This window comes from Streptococcus sp. 2741 (assembly GCF_013276315.1).
GTDB classification, from domain to species: Bacteria; Bacillota; Bacilli; order Lactobacillales; family Streptococcaceae; genus Streptococcus; species Streptococcus pseudopneumoniae.
The window spans coordinates 1-15,279 of sequence record NZ_VMKU01000056.1; the positions used below are offsets into that span (position 1 = coordinate 1).

Sequence of the window (15,279 nt, forward strand, 5' to 3'; positions counted from 1 at the left end):
CGCTAATTGTTTTTTTAGGACGATTGATTTTTACTTCCGTCGCATCAATCATTACCGTGTCCTCAGAACTGAGAGGAGTTCTTGAAATCGCAACACCACCTTTGAACAAGAGTTACTTCAACCCATTGGCTCCGACGGATTAAGTTGCTTTCGTGGATACCAAGATCAGCCGCAATTTCTTCATAAGTTCGATATTCTCGCACATATTGAAGTCGCCATAAGAAGGTATTCTAGGCTTAGTTTAGGTTTTCGTCCCCCTTTTGCGTGTTTACCTTGATAATCTCTTTTTAATACAGCTAACATCTCTTCAAAAGTCGTGCACTGAACACCAACCAGGAGCTTAAATCGTGCATCAGTTAGTTGTTCACTTGCTTCATAATCCATAGAACTATTATACCATATATTGTTTCGCAGGAAGTCTAATAATGTTCGAAATTGAAGCAGGTTAAAGAGACAACTAAAGGCTTGTCGCATAAAAGACTGCATGGTAGCCAAATTGTCCTGCTACTGCAGAACCTGCCATAGGACCAACGACACCTCCCAGATAAAAGAATACCTGATTAAAGGCAAAGACCCTCGAAATACCAGCTTTGGGTGTCATCTTACTGAGAAGGGCATTGACCCCAGGTATCAGCGCACCGGTTCCCAAGCCAAAGAGGAATCGATAGAGTCCTAGTTGAAGGGGACTAGAGGAATTGGCACAGAGAAGATAGATGATGACTGAATAAAACTGGGCGACAACCAAGAGACGATGATTGCCCACCTTGTCACCTAGCTTGCCCATAACTCCTGCACTCATCATGCTGGAAAAGCCCATACTGGATACAATCAAACCAGATACAAAAAGAAGATTCTCTGTCTGCCCTAAGTCGCGTACATACAGAGCTAAGATAGGACCGATTGATTGGGCTGAAAATTGGATAACAAAACTGGTCAGAAAGAGGTTGACCAAGAGATAGGGATATTTAACTGATGTAAATAATTCCTTTGTTGGGATGGCCTTTTCCTTGGCTACTGGTTGAAAATCTTCCTTGATAAAGCAAATAGTTAAAATAGCGGCTAGAAACAGAAAACTACCAACCAGTAGGAAAACTGTACGAATGCCAAATAATTCTGCGATAAAGCCACCAATAAAGGGACCAGTTAGAGTACCTGCAACTACACCTGTAGACAAAGTACCTAAGGCAGAGCCTGATTTCTCCTTGGGAACCTGACTGGCTATCAAGGCCGTTGAATTGGGAACAAAACCCGCAAATACACCATTCAGTAAACGAAGAAAGATTAGCCAATAAATATTTGGCACAAAGGTCAAGCCTCCCATAGTGATAGTCATGGCCAGACCAGCACGAATCATCATGGGTTTTCGACCGTATTTATCAGCAAGGATTCCCCAGATAGGAGAAAAGAGCGCCGCGGAAATGGCAGAGACAGAAATAGCTAAACCTGCATAAAAAGCAGCTTGCTCACTCCCAACACCTAGATTTTCCACAAAGATGGGCATAAAAGGCACAACTAAGGAAATACTGGCTCCTGTCAGAAAATTACCAAACCAGGCAATGCGCAGATTATCCTTCCAGTTAATCTCTGTCATCTTGCTTACCTCCCTCAAGCAGGGAGACCACTTGAGTAAGAAGCTGGTCCTGATTCCCATTGTTGTTTAAAACATGGCTGGCCAAATCTTTCTTTTTCTCTAAAGGCCACTGGGCTGCCAGACGAGACTCAGCTTCATCTTTGGACAAGTTGTCCCTTTTCATTAAGCGTTCTACTTGGACATCTCGGTCCACATAGACCAACCAAGTCTCATCAAACCAAGAGACGTAGTTCTGCTCAAAAAGTAAGGGGATATCCATGAAAAAAATCTCTTCTGTCTGAGCAAACTGATCTCTCAACGTAGCTAGTTCCTCACGGATAATCTTTCCTTGGATTCGCTTAGACCATTCCTGTTCTTCAGGATTTGAAAAGATGAGATTAGCTAGGAGAGGGCGATTGAGTTCTCCATTTTCTAAGATAATTTTTTGACCAAAGTGCTGGACTAGAGCTTCAAACAGACGACCACCAGGTTTCTGTAGTTGGTGGACGGCTGCGTCGGCATCCACTACTTGAAAGCCTTGCTTTCTTAGAAAATTTGTCACGGTTGACTTACCAGAGGCAATTCCCCCAGTGATTCCGATGATTTTTCTCATCAGCCCCTCCTTTGGCACTGAGGACAAAAGTGGGTTCCACGTCCGCCTAGTTGGATTTTCTCAATCACTGTCCCACAGCGTGAACACTCTTGACCAGCCTTGTCATAGACCTGATGAAAATCCTGCATGGTTCCATCTTCCCCAAAGGCATTGGTATAGGTCCGAATGGTCGAACCACCTTTTTCAACGGCCTGGCCCAAAATAGCAATGGTTTGGTCATAAATGGCTGTCGTTTCTGCTGCTGTCAAAGTCTGGGAAGGTCTTGCCGGATGAACCTGAGCTCGCCAGAGAACCTCATCCACATAGATATTGCCAAGTCCAGCTACCAAGGTCTGGTCTAGGAGATGGGATTTGATAGGCTTTTTGGACTTGGCTAGGGCATCTTGAAAGATCTGCAAGTCAAAGTCTTGTTCGCTTGGTTCAGGACCTAATTTTTTAGAAATAAAGTAGGCATCCAAAAGGTCAGGCGCCAAGAGTTCCATAGTACCAAACTTGCGAACATCCTCATAAACAAGCGTGCCACCATCTTCAAACTGAAAGAAAACATGGGCATGCTTGCGTTCAGGAACCTGGTACGGATAGTAAAAATACTTGCCCTCCATCCGCAGATGGGAAATCAAGACCTTGTCTGTTAGGTAAAACAGCAAATATTTTCCACGACGTCCCATTGACTCAACAACTTGGCCAGGCACTTCCTTTCGAAACTCGTCCAAATCTGTCTTAATCATCTTGGGATAGCGAATTTCTATACTCGAAATCTTCTTTCCCAGAATCAATTTTTCTAAACCACGACGAACGGTTTCAACCTCAGGTAATTCAGGCATACGTCCTCCTTCTGTAAAAACAAGAAGCAGGCATGAGCCCACCTCTACTTAGTATTCTTTTTCATTATAGCCAAAGTCAGCCAAATCTAGCTTTTTATCGCGCCAGTTTTTCTTGACCTTGACCCAGGTTTCTAGGAAGACCTTGTCTCCTAGCATAAGTTCGATATCACGACGGGCCATACTACCGATTTTCTTAAGCATAGCGCCACCTTTACCGATGATAATCCCTTTTTGGCTATCGCGCTCGACCATGATGGTTGCACGGATGTGAACCTTGTCTGTCTCTTCGTCTCGTTTCATACAGTCAACAACTACTGCTACAGAATGCGGAATCTCTTCACGAGTTAGGTGCAAGACTTTCTCGCGAACCATTTCTGAAACTAAGAAACGTTCTGGATGATCTGTGATTTGATCAGACGGGAAATATTGGAAACCTTCATCCAGATTTTCACTCAAAATATCCACTAGACGAGACACATTATTTCCCTGAAGGGCTGAGATTGGAACAATTTCCTTAAAGTCTATTTGATTACGGAAGTCATCAATCTGAGACAAGAGCTGGTCTGGATGGACCTTATCGATTTTATTCACCACCAAAATCACAGGAACCTTGGTAGCCTTGAGACGCTCGATAATCATATCGTCCCCCTTACCACGCGCTTCATCAGCAGGCACCATGAAAAGAACGGTGTCCACTTCGCGAAGGGTGCTGTAGGCAGACTCAACCATGAAATCTCCGAGAGCTGTTTTAGGCTTGTGAATCCCTGGTGTGTCGATAAAGACAATTTGCTCCTTATCAGTCGTGTAAATTCCCATGATTTTATTGCGCGTTGTCTGCGCCTTGTCACTCATGATGGCAATCTTTTGCCCCATAACGTGATTTAAAAAGGTTGACTTCCCAACATTGGGACGTCCTAAAATGGCTACAAAGCCTGATTTAAAAGTCATAATTTCCTCTTACTGTTTAAAATAATAAATCCCAGATTCGTGGGAGAAAAATCAATGCGCCTGTTAAGGCTGCGAAAAGAGAAACCACTAATACCGCGCCAGCCGCCATATCCTTGGCATTTTTAGCCAGCATGGAAAAGTGATAGTGACTGGCCAAATCCACCACATTTTCAATAGCAGAGTTGATAATCTCAAAGGCTACTACCAAGAAAATGCTCAATAGGAGAAAGAGCCATTCGATTCGTGACACCTGAAAAACAAAACCTGCAAGGATGACCACTAGAGCCGTCACTGCGTGTTTTCGCATATTGCATTCTTCCTTGATAGCAGTAAAAATACCTGTCAAAGCAAATTCTAAACTGGATATCAAGTCACGATTTTTCCATTTTCGTTTATTGTCTTGTGAGTCCATAGGCTGTCAAAATTTCTTCTTGTAAACCGAACATCTCCGCTTCTTCTTCCGGAGTGTAGTGATCATAGCCGTTAATATGTAAAAAGCCGTGTACTGCCAAGAAGCCCATCTCACGCTCAAAGCTGTGACCATATTCTTCGGCCTGCTCATGAGCCTTATCGATAGAGATGAACAATTCCCCAATATAGGCATCAAACTCAGACATCATCTCTGCCAATTCTGGATTTTCAAGCAAATCCTCTTCGTCAAAGGCAATTTCCAATTCTGGTTTATACTCAAGGCTGATGACATCTGTCGGACGGTCGGTGTCACGGTACTCCAGATTAAGTTCATGACTACGCTCATTGGTCACAAAAGTGACTGCCATCTCCTTGTCTTCTTTTCCTAATTTTTGGGCTGCAAATTCCAAAATTTCTTGGGTTTGTTGCAACATTTCTTTTGAAACTTGACCAGTTTCATCTACCATTTCAATATACATGTGCTTCTCGTTTCTCTTTACTTGGCTTTATTATACCACATTTCCATGATTTTATTCTACCTTTTTGATATAATACTATGGAATACAATCACAAGGAGAGAACGATGTCATTTGACGGATTTTTTTTACACCACATAGTTGAGGAATTGCGAAGCGAATTAGTGAATGGTCGCATCCAGAAAATCAATCAGCCTTTTGAACAAGAGTTGGTCTTGCAAATCCGCAGCAATCGCCAAAGCCATCGCCTGCTCCTTTCTGCCCATCCAGTTTTTGGACGCATTCAGCTGACCCAAACGACTTTTGAAAATCCAGCCCAACCTTCTACCTTTATCATGATTTTGAGAAAGTATTTGCAGGGGGCCCTGATTGAGTCGATTGAGCAAGTGGAAAATGACCGTATTGTGGAAATTACAGTTTCCAATAAAAACGAGATTGGAGACCATATCCAGGCTACCTTGATTATCGAAATTATGGGGAAACACAGTAATATTCTACTGGTCGATAAAAGCAGTCATAAAATCCTCGAAGTTATCAAACACGTTGGCTTTTCACAAAATAGCTACCGTACCTTGCTTCCTGGGTCGACCTACATCGCTCCGCCAAGTACGGAATCTCTCAATCCTTTTACAATCAAGGACGAGAAACTCTTTGAAATCCTGCAAACACAGGAAACGACAGCTAAAAATCTTCAAAGCCTCTTTCAAGGTCTGGGACGCGATACGGCAAATAAATTGGAAAGCATACTGGTTAGTGAAAAACTTTCCACTTTCCGAAACTTTTTCCATCAAGAAACCAAACCATGCTTGACTGAGACTTCTTTCAGTCCAGTTCCTTTTGAAAATCAAGTGGGAGAGCCTTTTTCCAGTCTTTCTGATTTGTTGGACACCTACTATAAGGACAAGGCTGAGCGAGACCGTGTCAAACAGCAAGCCAGTGAACTCATTCGCCGTGTTGAAAACGAACTGCAGAAAAATCGACATAAGCTGAAAAAACAGGAAAAAGAGTTACTGGCGACAGACAATGCTGAAGAATTTCGCCAAAAAGGAGAATTGCTGACAACCTTCCTCCACCAAGTGCCTAACGACCAAGACCAGGTTATCCTAGACAACTACTACACTAATCAACCTATCACCATTGCGCTTGATAAGGCCTTGACTCCCAACCAGAATGCCCAACGCTATTTTAAACGGTACCAGAAACTCAAAGAAGCTGTCAAATACTTGACTGATCTGATTGAGGAAACCAAGGCAACCATTCTCTATCTGGAAAGTGTCGAAACTGTCCTCAACCAAGCTGGACTGGAAGAAATCGCTGAAATCCGTGAAGAATTGATTCAAACCGGCTTTATCCGTAGAAGACAGAGAGAAAAAATCCAGAAACGTAAAAAACCAGAACAATATCTAGCAAGCGATGGCAAAACCATCATCTATGTTGGCCGCAATAACCTGCAAAATGAGGAACTAACCTTTAAAATGGCCCGCAAGGAGGAACTTTGGTTCCATGCCAAGGACATTCCTGGAAGCCATGTTGTCATCTCAGGCAATCTTGACCCATCTGATGAAGTCAAGACAGACGCAGCAGAACTTGCAGCCTACTTCTCTCAAGGTCGCCTGTCAAATCTGGTCCAGGTAGATATGATTGAAGTCAAGAAACTCAATAAACCAACTGGCGGAAAACCCGGCTTTGTCACTTACACAGGACAAAAGACCCTCCGTGTCACACCAGATCCAGAAAAAATCGCATCCATGAAAAAATCCTGATTTTATTTGAAATCAGGATTTTTAACTTATACTCAAATCATATCCAATTATAGGACTAATCTTTGCCACCTAATTTCTCATTGATTTTCATCATCACACTAGCAATTTTTTCGCCCCAATAAGGGTCTGAGGCATATTCCACATTCATACCAGATGCCTTGTTTCCAAGGAAAGTTCTGCCCCTATCGATATAATTTTCCTTAATCCACTTGGTTGCTCCTAAAATACCTTTATCCACATCGTCAAATGTCTTGGCAGAAAGGTAAGGGGTCGTATCATAGGCTGTAATTCCAAAGAAATTATTCTTATCTTTGGCAATCTTACTTCGTCCCCAATCACTTTCTAAAGCACTATGGGCAAGGAGATAGAGGGCATTGATATGGTAATGTTCTTCGGCTTCCTTAAAGGTAGCTCCCTTATTTTCCAAGAGGCTATTGTTAATGTTTAGCAAACTAAATACCTTATCCAAATCCTCAGCACTATAGTTTGTAGCCTCTGTCAAGTCTTTGAAAAGGAAAGGATTTTCAAGCTTAAAACCATCAAAATGCAGGCCATCTGCCGAATAATATTTCTTGCCTACTTCCATATCAGAAAGATGAGAAGCTACTGGGATACTAGCATTCTGAGCCACATAGTGATAAAAACGGTGGCCATCACTCTCATAATAAGGGATAAAGTCCTTACTAGCATCTAGCGCTTGTAAATCTTCTGTTTTCATATAGCCTGACAAACCAGAAATAGTAATAGCCAGGCGCTTGTCATCACTTTTTCTATCCTTATCTAGCCAAACAACACTAGCTTGCGATATATAGGAGAGCTTTTCACCATCTGCATTATAGATATTTGCTGTGACTGGTACTACTTGATAATAAGCAGCATTTTCATTTGTAGCTTTTTCTCCACGCCATTTACCATCGCTTCCAAGCTGATAACCATCTACTGTCTCATTTTTCGCCATGTAGCCACCGGATTTGAAGTAGTACCAGGCTTGACTTTTAGAATCGTAGACCCATTCTTTTTTAGCCATTTTGCCATCAGACTTGAGGTAAAACCATGACTCCTTATCCCAAATCCATTCATTGGCTGCCATGTAGCCACCGGATTTGAAGTAGTACCAAGCTTGACTATGAGAATCGTAGACCCATTCTTTTTCAGCTATTTTCCCATCAGATTTGAGATAAAACCAAGATTCCTTATCCCAAATCCATTCATTGGCTGCCATGTAGCCACCGGATTTGAAGTAGTACCAAGCTTGACTATGAGAATCGTAGACCCATTCTTTTTCAGCTATTTTCCCATCAGACTTGAGGTAAAACCAAGATTTCTTATCCCAAATCCATTCATTTGCTGCCATATAGCCACCAGATTTGAAATAATAATAGTGACCATTTTCGAAAATCCATTCTTTGTCAGCATGATTTCCATTTTCTTTGATCTAAAACCAAGATTGGTATTGTTTGTCAAAAAGCCAACCTTGCTGCACTTTGGCACCACTGGCATTCACATAAGCCTGCTCAATCCACTGACTTGTTAGCAAATAACCACCAGATTTGAAATAATAGTCCTTGCCCTTAATTTGAAGCCATTCTTTCTCTGCGTGTTGTCCATCTGATTTGATATAAAACCAAGCATCGTATTGAGAATCAAATACCCAGTCTTCTATTACTTTGGCACCTGTTGCACCGACATAGGAAGCTCCTAGCCAAGCATTTCTTTTCATCTTTCCATTTTGGTCAAGATAATAGAAGGCTCCCTTGTCTTCTATCCATTCTGATTTGGCCATATAGCCACCAGATTTGAGGTAAAAATAGTCGTCACCTTGCTTTAGCCATTCATTTTCAACATAGTTGGCATCTTCTTTTATATAGAACCAAGATTGATAGTGAGCATCAAAAATCCACTCATTCGCTGCTTGACTGCCGTCTGCTTTCAGATACTGTTTTCCTTGCCAAGTACCATCACTAGCCATTGCACCCTCTGGACTAGCTAAGAAAAATAGCAGAGCTAAAAAAATAAATCTTACTTTTTTCATTAACCTTCTTCCTCTGTTCTTATTTATTTTATTGTACCAAAATTCTCCTAAATTCATATTACAAACTAATAAAAAATCAAGAACAGATTGATTGCAGTTTACCTCAGAGACTCTTTTACTTCCTTGCGAAGATTTTCTAGACTGCTGATACTATATTTATCCATAACCTTTGGTAAATTTTCGATGATGTCAGGGCAGGCATAAGGATTGGTAAAGTTAGCTGTTCCAACTCCGATAGCAGATGCCCCAGCCAGATACATTTCTAGGGCAGCTTCAGCCGAATCCACTCCCCCCATTCCAATGATAGGCAGGTCTGTTGTTTGGGCTACTTGGCGGATGAGTTTGAGGGCTACTGGAAAGACTGCTGGACCTGACATTCCACCTGTTCCATTGGCCAAGATTGGTTTTCTGGTTTTGAGGTCAAAGCGCATTCCAACCAGAGTATTGATCATGGTCAAGCCACTTGCTCCCGCATCTTCTGCAGCTTTTGCGACAGTAACGATATCGGTCACACTCGGGGTTAATTTGACATAAACTGGCACTTCTGAGGCTTCCACAGCTGCTTTCACCACATCATAAGCCAAATCTGGATCTTGACCAATCAAAAGTCCATGATTACAGTGGTCAACATTGGGACAAGAAATATTGAGCTCGATAGCTTTTACATTAGTTGCCTTGGAAATCCCATGAGAAACAGCTGCATACTCTTGTTTTGAAAAACCAGCTACATTGGCAATAATAGGAAGGTTTGGATATTCTCTTTCCAGCCAAGGTAGCTTTTCAGCCAAAACAACCTCTAAACCAGGATTTTGCAAGCCAATTGCATTGAGCATACCAGCAGGCGTCTCTGCCACTCTTGGAGTTGGATTCCCAAAACGTGGTTCAAGGGTTGTCGCCTTGATCATAATAGAACCTAAAAGGTCTAAATCATAGTACTTGGCATACTCTTGTCCAAAGCCAAAACAGCCTGATGCTGGAATAATCGGATTTTTCAAATCCAAACCAGGTAGAGACACTTGTAATCGATTTGTAGTCATAATTTTCTCCTTATAATACAACTGTTCCTGTGCGGAAAACAGGACCATCTTCACAGACGCGTTGGCTGACCGTCTCGCTTTCTGGTACTTTTAGAACACAGGCATAGCAAGCTCCCATCCCACAAGCCATACGAGATTCCAGAGATAAATAGGCTCTTGGGTGATCATCAAAGGTTTGATTGATATACTTCATCATTCCTGGAGCCCCACACGAGTAAACAGCATCAAACTGACTATCTAAATCATTGATAACAACGGAAACATTTCCCTTGATGCCATAAGAACCATCATCTGTCGTTACAAAGACCTGACCATACTGAGCCAATTCCGTTTTCAAAATAACAGCATCCTTATTAGCAAAACCGAGGACTGTCACTACTTTCACTCCACGTTCATGCAATTCCTTGGCCACCTCAAGCAAGGGTGGAACACCAATCCCACCACCAACAAGGAGAACCTGATTCTGCTCATCAAGGTCAGACAAGTCAAAACCATTTCCCTGAGGCCCCATCACATCAAGAGTGTCTCCCTGACTTAAGGTTGAAAAAATTGCAGTCCCAGCTCCCTCAATCCGGTAAATGAGATGACACTGCTTCTTAACCTTATCGATAGACGAAATTGAAATAGGACGACGCAAAAGATGGGCATCATCAGGCACACGCAGATGTAGAAATTGTCCTGCTCGCATGACTTCAACCATTTCTCCTTCTAAGACTAGTTCAAAGATTGCTGGCGCGATTTCCTCCTGTGCAACCACCTTCATGGTTTCCAAACGAATGGCACCCAAACGTTTCTTACATGTGGGATTCATGACTTTTCCTCCTTAAATTTTAAGGGGACCAGACAAAGAAAAGACCTTGCTAGTGCAAGGCCTCAGTTAAAATTGTACAACAGAAGAGAGCAAACTCAAAAGTCTCCTCTAGAAAATTGTACTATTCTTTTATCTGACACCTTGTGAGTCTCTCTGGACTCCCCTTAAAGGTTAAATTTTTATTAGTATACTCTTTCAGCTAAAAAAAGTCAAGTAGAAAAGGAACATTCTACTTGACCTCATGAGATTATTTTTCACGAATGACTTCGACCTTGTAGCCATCAGGGTCTTTGACAAAGTAATAGTTTGGTGTAGTTCCTGGTAGGCCATTTGGCTCAGTCACTTCATAGCCTTTTGCACTGTGCTCTTGATGAAGAACCTCAAGATCAGGTGTACTTAGGGCGATATGAGCAAAGCCATCTCCAACCACATAAGGGCCGTGATCGTAGTTATAAGTCAATTCCAACTCATAGTCATCACCCTCAAGACCTAGATAGACAATCGTGAAGGCATGATCTGGAAAATCTCTGCGACGCAATTCTTTAAAACCAAAAGCATCTTGATAGAATGCAATTGATTTTTCAAGATTTTCTACTCGCAAGCAAGTATGTAGCATTTTTGAAGCCATATTTTTCTCCTTTATTTTTAAAAAGACTGGACAATCCTCTTCCAGTCTCATCAGTTGTTATTTACCAAGTTTTGCTTTAGCTGCATCTGCAAGAGCTGTGAAAGCTGCTGCATCGTTAACAGCCAAGTCAGCAAGCATTTTACGGTTAACTTCGATCTCAGCCAATTTCAAACCATGCATCAATTGTGAGTATGAAAGTCCGTTCATACGAGCTGCCGCGTTGATACGAGTGATCCACAATTTGCGGAAGTCACGTTTTTTCTGACGACGATCACGGTATGCATAGTAGTAAGAGTTCATTACTTGTTCTTTTGCAGTACGGAACAAGATGTGTTTAGCTCCATAGTAACCTTTTGCTAATTTAAGAATACGTTTACGACGTTTGCGTGATACAACGCCACCTTTAACACGTGCCATGTTTTATTTCCTCCAAATATTTCCTAGAATTATTTACTTACAGTCAAGCTATTATTTCAAGCGAGTAAGCATTGCTTTGATACGTTTGTAATCTCCTGAATGCACCATAGATGCTTTACGAAGATGACGACGTTGTTTCTTAGTTTTTCCGTGGAAACGGTGAGAAGTGTAAGCACGGAAACGTTTAAGTCCACCAGAACCTGTACGTTTGAAACGTTTAGCTGATGCGCGGTGTGTTTTTTGTTTTGGCATGATTTTTTCTCCTTTATTTAACTTTCTGACAATTATTTTTTGTCAGTCGCTGGCGCCAATTGCATGAACATTTGACGTCCATCCATTTTAGCACGTTGTTCGATGATGGCAATATCTTGAGTTGCTTCAGCAAACTCGGCTAAAACTTTTGCACCAATCTCTTTATGGGTAATCATACGACCCTTAAAGCGAATAGATACCTTAACTTTATTTCCTTTTTCAAGGAATTTGCGTGCATTGCGAAGTTTTGTATCAAAGTCACCCTTGTCAATCGTTGGACTTAGACGAACTTCTTTCACAGTAACAACGCTTTGTTTTTTACGTTGTTCTTTTTGCTTCTTCTGGTACTCAAATTTGAACTTACCGTAGTCCATAATTTTTGCAACAGGCGGTTTGGCTTGGGGTTGAATCAATACTAGGTCAACATTAGCGTTATCAGCCAAAGCTTGCGCTTCACTGAGTGGCTTGATGCCTAGCTGTTCTCCCTCAAGACCAATCAAGCGAACTTCACGTACACGAATCTCATCATTGATGAATAAGTCTTGCTTTGCTATGGTTTTCACCTCTTTTGTTTTATTAGAGAAAAACAATAGCGGACTCGTAAATATACAAGCCCGCACGTTATGATAGCGTTTCTTCGAAACTTTTCATCCGTAGGGCCAGGCAACTTAATGTCACAAGGCGAGAAGCTCTCACTTCTGCTTTTCTCAACTTTTATATGATACCAAGTTTTCTAGCTCTTGTCAAGATAAAAAGTTATTTTTTGAAAAGTTTGTGTTTGTATTTTGGTTTGGTTTTCGAATCAAAAAGAGAGAATCAAGTTGATTCCCTCTCTATGTTAGTTTTTACTTATTTTCCCTACCTATAGGAAAGCTAGAATCTATTAAAAACTTCCCTTTTACGTGAATTTCCCCATCTTTCGATAAATAAAATCCCCACTAACAAAAGGATAATCAAGTAAGGAAGTAAAACTAGCCCCATGCTCCAATTTAGATTGACATTATCAATCTGCTTAGGTAATCTTCCAGATAAAATCTCCACTGAACGCAAGTAAGTAAAGGGAATCAGATGTGCAATCCTTTGAAGAGGCTGAATGGTTTGGATGCCAAACAATAAGCCAACAATCCCAATGAGTGAAAGAAAAAGGACAGGCATTTTTTGCTTGAAAAAGTAAGCAATCAAATACACGACTTCCACAATGACGATAAAGGCTAAGAAAGCTAAGAACAAGCCAGGAAATAACACATCTTGTATCTTTCCAATAGTTACCTCTTGATTCGCTAAGCTATAAATTGGGTAGGGATAATCTAACTGTCCAAAACCACTTATCAGACTTCCCGCTAGAAAAGAAAATCCACAGATTCCGATAAACAGCACAGTTACATAGCCCACTCCAACTCCAAGAGAGGATAAAGCAAATGTCACTTTTGAAAAAGGATATAACTGAGCTGTGTCCAGATGATTTTGATATCTTTCTGCAAATAGTTGCGTTAGCATAAAAATAATAGCAACCACAAACAAGCTTGGGATGATAGCCTCTAAAATCCAGACAATCTGGTCAATCCCGTGGGTCGGAAACTCCAAAGTATGTGCTTTTATGTTCAAGGGATACAGGGCTTGGTAAATCTTTCGTTGGCGGTCAACCGCCATTTTAAAGTCAGAGCTAGCAGTCGGTTCATTTGACATAACTTCATAATTCTTCTCTTCATCTTGCCACTGCAAATAATAGGCTTCTTTCCATCGTCCTTCTTTTAGTAAATTCAAAATTTCTTTCTTTTGCGTTAAAAAATTTTTTTGCAAGTCTAAATTACTTTTAACACTCTGGTATTCCTCCGAGCTGGTGTCAGACATTTGGGAAAGCTTCACTTCATTTTCATTGATGATTCTCTCATATTTTACAACACTGGTTTCCAACTCGCTCTCCAAGCTGTGTGAGTTTGCAGTCTGACTATTTAAATAAAAGGTAACACCGAGTACAGATGCAAATAAAAGTAAGATAATCCAGTTTAAACGACTTTTGAAAACTTTTTTCAATAAAAATAGACTAACATCTTTCATAAACTAAACCTCTTCTATCTGCCCCTGATGAATGGTTACTACTCTATCGCAGACATCAACCAACTCTTCCTTATAGTGGGAACTTAAAAGAACCAGCTGCTCTTGTCTATCGATTTGTGCCAGCCTATCAAAAAACTTCTGTCGATAATACTCATCTAAGCCATTTGTAATTTCATCCATAAGCCAGCATTTGGCCTGACTGAGGAAATACATGGCAATCACCAAGCGTTGCTTCATGCCTAGGGAATACTTGCGAATGGGAAGGCTGATATAGTCAGACATTTCCCAGTAGGCGATTTCATCCCTCAAGTTCAGGTCTGACTTCCAGATGCTTTTTATAAGGCGAAGATAGTCCATCCCACTTAAGTTTCCATCCAGCCATTCAACACTCTCATAATAAAATAAAGAAGGAGAGACTGCGATATTTCCACTACTTATGGGGATTAAGTTGCTAATGGCGCGGAACAGGGTCGTCTTTCCAGAGCCATTGATAGCGAGAACACCATAAACCCTGCCTTTATTAAAGGTGAAATCCGCATCTTGCAAGATGACTTGTCGCGTTTTTAAGGTCACATGAGTAAGCTGTAACATATCCAGTCCTCCTTTTTCTCACTCTTTAAGGATCAATAGCCTCCTTTGTAATGGTTTACTACCTCATAACGATCGTAGTTCCAGCCTCCGCCAACTTTATACTCAGAATAGCTATAATAAGAAGACCATTCCGGAATGACAATATATCCATATCTGTGATAATTCATACTATACCTATAGTAGGTATTCCAATCATAGCGATAACTTTTAAGAACGGTCTTAGCAGATACACTGGACTGAAGAAGACCAATAGATTATAAACTAACTAATTAAACGATTTTTGCTAATTTTTAATGATTTTATATCATCAATATCGAAGACGCTTTCATTATATCGTTTTTATCATTATTATGCAACAGATTTTTAGTTTATTTTACTACTAGACTTCCTGCAAAACTAGAATCCTAGTTCATGATTGATAATGCCAGCAATCGAATTCATTCGTAATCCGAAGCGTTTACGATGATTTCGATAGGTTGTTGAAAACATTTTAAACGTTTTTACTGTGGCAAAAATATTCTCAACCTTGCTGCTCTCCTTAGATAGTGCATGGTTACAGGCTTTCTCTTCAGCTGTTAGCGGCTTGAGTTTGCTGGATTTCCTCGGAGTTTGTGCTTGAGGATATATCTTCATGAGCCCTTGATAACCACTGTCAGACAAGATTTTACCAGCTTGTCCGATATTTCTGCGACTCATTTTGAACAACTTCATATCATGACAATAGTTCACAGTGATCTCCAAAGAAACAATTCTCCCTTGACTTGTGACAATCGCTTGAGCCTTCATAGCGTGGCATTTCTTTTTACCAGAATCATTCGCTAATTGTTTTTTAAGGCGATGGATTTTTA

At 40.9% G+C, this 15,279-nt stretch carries 16 protein-coding genes, 3 pseudogenes and 1 other annotated feature; of the genes and pseudogenes, 1 reads left to right on the forward strand and 18 read right to left on the reverse strand.

Translation table 11 applies throughout. The features are described from left to right. The 7 genes and pseudogenes from HT671_RS06220 to ybeY all read right to left on the reverse strand — a co-directional run. Positions 1 to 384 (reverse strand): annotated as a pseudogene (locus HT671_RS06220) (transposase family protein); the annotation flags it as partial. A 36-nt stretch (positions 385 to 420) separates the two neighbouring features. Continuing rightward, positions 421 to 1,591, reverse strand: a pseudogene (locus HT671_RS06225) (multidrug efflux MFS transporter); the annotation flags it as partial. Then, complete coding sequence (gene coaE / locus HT671_RS06230) at positions 1,578 to 2,183, reverse strand: dephospho-CoA kinase (protein WP_050971507.1); 606 nt, start codon at positions 2,181 to 2,183, stop codon at positions 1,578 to 1,580. The pseudogene HT671_RS06225 and the gene coaE, both read right to left, overlap by 14 nt. Continuing rightward, positions 2,183 to 3,007: a DNA-formamidopyrimidine glycosylase gene (gene mutM / locus HT671_RS06235; protein ID WP_172923089.1), complete on the reverse strand. Its 825-nt coding sequence runs from the start codon at positions 3,005 to 3,007 to the stop codon at positions 2,183 to 2,185. Before mutM ends, coaE begins: the two co-directional genes overlap by 1 nt. Positions 3,008 to 3,055: 48 nt before the next feature. Continuing rightward, positions 3,056 to 3,955, reverse strand: a complete 900-nt coding sequence (era, locus tag HT671_RS06240) for a GTPase Era (protein WP_000143269.1) — start codon at positions 3,953 to 3,955, stop codon at positions 3,056 to 3,058. A 16-nt stretch (positions 3,956 to 3,971) separates the two neighbouring features. After that, positions 3,972 to 4,367 carry a diacylglycerol kinase gene (locus HT671_RS06245; RefSeq protein ID WP_023939135.1) on the reverse strand — a complete coding sequence of 132 codons (396 nt, stop codon included), beginning with the start codon at positions 4,365 to 4,367 and terminating at the stop codon, positions 3,972 to 3,974. Further along, complete coding sequence (gene ybeY / locus HT671_RS06250; protein WP_000275156.1) at positions 4,348 to 4,845, reverse strand: rRNA maturation RNase YbeY; 498 nt, start codon at positions 4,843 to 4,845, stop codon at positions 4,348 to 4,350. Before ybeY ends, HT671_RS06245 begins: the two co-directional genes overlap by 20 nt. Positions 4,846 to 4,949: 104 nt before the next feature. Between ybeY and pavA the strand changes: the two genes are divergently transcribed. Beyond that, the gene (gene pavA / locus HT671_RS06255) at positions 4,950 to 6,605 is read left to right on the forward strand and encodes an Rqc2 family fibronectin-binding protein PavA (protein WP_050223298.1); all 1,656 of its coding nucleotides are present in this window, start codon (positions 4,950 to 4,952) and stop codon (positions 6,603 to 6,605) included. 55 nt (positions 6,606 to 6,660) lie between these two features. On the opposite strand, the pseudogene HT671_RS06260 reads toward pavA, so the two are convergent. The 11 genes and pseudogenes from HT671_RS06260 to HT671_RS06310 form a co-directional block, all read right to left on the reverse strand. Next, positions 6,661 to 8,694: pseudogene (locus HT671_RS06260) on the reverse strand (glucosaminidase domain-containing protein). Between the two features lie 41 nt (positions 8,695 to 8,735). Continuing rightward, the gene (locus HT671_RS06265; RefSeq protein ID WP_166735477.1) at positions 8,736 to 9,722 is read right to left on the reverse strand and encodes a dihydroorotate dehydrogenase; all 987 of its coding nucleotides are present in this window, start codon (positions 9,720 to 9,722) and stop codon (positions 8,736 to 8,738) included. Then, positions 9,685 to 10,485, reverse strand: a complete 801-nt coding sequence (locus HT671_RS06270; protein ID WP_023936428.1) for a dihydroorotate dehydrogenase electron transfer subunit — start codon at positions 10,483 to 10,485, stop codon at positions 9,685 to 9,687. The genes HT671_RS06265 and HT671_RS06270 overlap by 38 nt, the downstream gene beginning before the upstream one ends. Before the next feature lie 247 nt (positions 10,486 to 10,732). Beyond that, positions 10,733 to 11,113, reverse strand: a complete 381-nt coding sequence (locus HT671_RS06275; protein ID WP_000157159.1) for a VOC family protein — start codon at positions 11,111 to 11,113, stop codon at positions 10,733 to 10,735. Positions 11,114 to 11,170: 57 nt separating this feature from the next. After that, complete coding sequence (gene rplT / locus HT671_RS06280; RefSeq protein WP_000124834.1) at positions 11,171 to 11,530, reverse strand: 50S ribosomal protein L20; 360 nt, start codon at positions 11,528 to 11,530, stop codon at positions 11,171 to 11,173. 51 nt (positions 11,531 to 11,581) lie between these two features. Then, on the reverse strand, positions 11,582 to 11,782 hold the full coding sequence (rpmI, locus tag HT671_RS06285; RefSeq protein ID WP_001125943.1) for a 50S ribosomal protein L35: 201 nt from the start codon (positions 11,780 to 11,782) through the stop codon (positions 11,582 to 11,584). A 32-nt stretch (positions 11,783 to 11,814) separates the two neighbouring features. Further along, complete coding sequence (gene infC / locus HT671_RS06290; protein WP_000848180.1) at positions 11,815 to 12,345, reverse strand: translation initiation factor IF-3; 531 nt, start codon at positions 12,343 to 12,345, stop codon at positions 11,815 to 11,817. Positions 12,346 to 12,360: 15 nt separating this feature from the next. Further along, positions 12,361 to 12,492: a sequence feature (ribosomal protein L20 leader region), on the reverse strand. 163 nt (positions 12,493 to 12,655) lie between these two features. Continuing rightward, positions 12,656 to 13,840, reverse strand: a complete 1,185-nt coding sequence (locus tag HT671_RS06295) for a hypothetical protein (RefSeq protein WP_050223296.1) — start codon at positions 13,838 to 13,840, stop codon at positions 12,656 to 12,658. 3 nt (positions 13,841 to 13,843) lie between these two features. After that, on the reverse strand, positions 13,844 to 14,431 hold the full coding sequence (locus HT671_RS06300; RefSeq protein ID WP_023936431.1) for an ABC transporter ATP-binding protein: 588 nt from the start codon (positions 14,429 to 14,431) through the stop codon (positions 13,844 to 13,846). Positions 14,432 to 14,463: 32 nt separating this feature from the next. After that, positions 14,464 to 14,682 carry a hypothetical protein gene (locus tag HT671_RS11650; protein ID WP_033605204.1) on the reverse strand — a complete coding sequence of 73 codons (219 nt, stop codon included), beginning with the start codon at positions 14,680 to 14,682 and terminating at the stop codon, positions 14,464 to 14,466. 145 nt (positions 14,683 to 14,827) lie between these two features. Then, on the reverse strand, positions 14,828 to 15,279 hold a 452-nt coding region (locus HT671_RS06310), incomplete at its 5' end, for a transposase family protein (protein ID WP_172923090.1).

Excerpts from the sequence above, each read along its gene's own strand:
- coaE (WP_050971507.1), bottom strand. The coding sequence starts at position 2,183 with ATGAGAAAAATCATCGGAATCACTGGGGGAATTGCCTCTGGTAAGTCA.
- mutM (WP_172923089.1), bottom strand. The coding sequence starts at position 3,007 with ATGCCTGAATTACCTGAGGTTGAAACCGTTCGTCGTGGTTTAGAAAAA.
- era (WP_000143269.1), bottom strand. The coding sequence starts at position 3,955 with ATGACTTTTAAATCAGGCTTTGTAGCCATTTTAGGACGTCCCAATGTT.
- HT671_RS06245 (WP_023939135.1), bottom strand. The coding sequence starts at position 4,367 with ATGGACTCACAAGACAATAAACGAAAATGGAAAAATCGTGACTTGATA.
- ybeY (WP_000275156.1), bottom strand. The coding sequence starts at position 4,845 with ATGTATATTGAAATGGTAGATGAAACTGGTCAAGTTTCAAAAGAAATG.
- pavA (WP_050223298.1), top strand. The coding sequence starts at position 4,950 with ATGTCATTTGACGGATTTTTTTTACACCACATAGTTGAGGAATTGCGA.
- HT671_RS06265 (WP_166735477.1), bottom strand. The coding sequence starts at position 9,722 with ATGGTCCTGTTTTCCGCACAGGAACAGTTGTATTATAAGGAGAAAATT.
- HT671_RS06270 (WP_023936428.1), bottom strand. The coding sequence starts at position 10,485 with ATGAATCCCACATGTAAGAAACGTTTGGGTGCCATTCGTTTGGAAACC.
- HT671_RS06275 (WP_000157159.1), bottom strand. The coding sequence starts at position 11,113 with ATGGCTTCAAAAATGCTACATACTTGCTTGCGAGTAGAAAATCTTGAA.
- rplT (WP_000124834.1), bottom strand. The coding sequence starts at position 11,530 with ATGGCACGTGTTAAAGGTGGCGTTGTATCACGCAAACGTCGTAAACGT.
- rpmI (WP_001125943.1), bottom strand. The coding sequence starts at position 11,782 with ATGCCAAAACAAAAAACACACCGCGCATCAGCTAAACGTTTCAAACGT.
- HT671_RS06295 (WP_050223296.1), bottom strand. The coding sequence starts at position 13,840 with ATGAAAGATGTTAGTCTATTTTTATTGAAAAAAGTTTTCAAAAGTCGT.
- HT671_RS06300 (WP_023936431.1), bottom strand. The coding sequence starts at position 14,431 with ATGTTACAGCTTACTCATGTGACCTTAAAAACGCGACAAGTCATCTTG.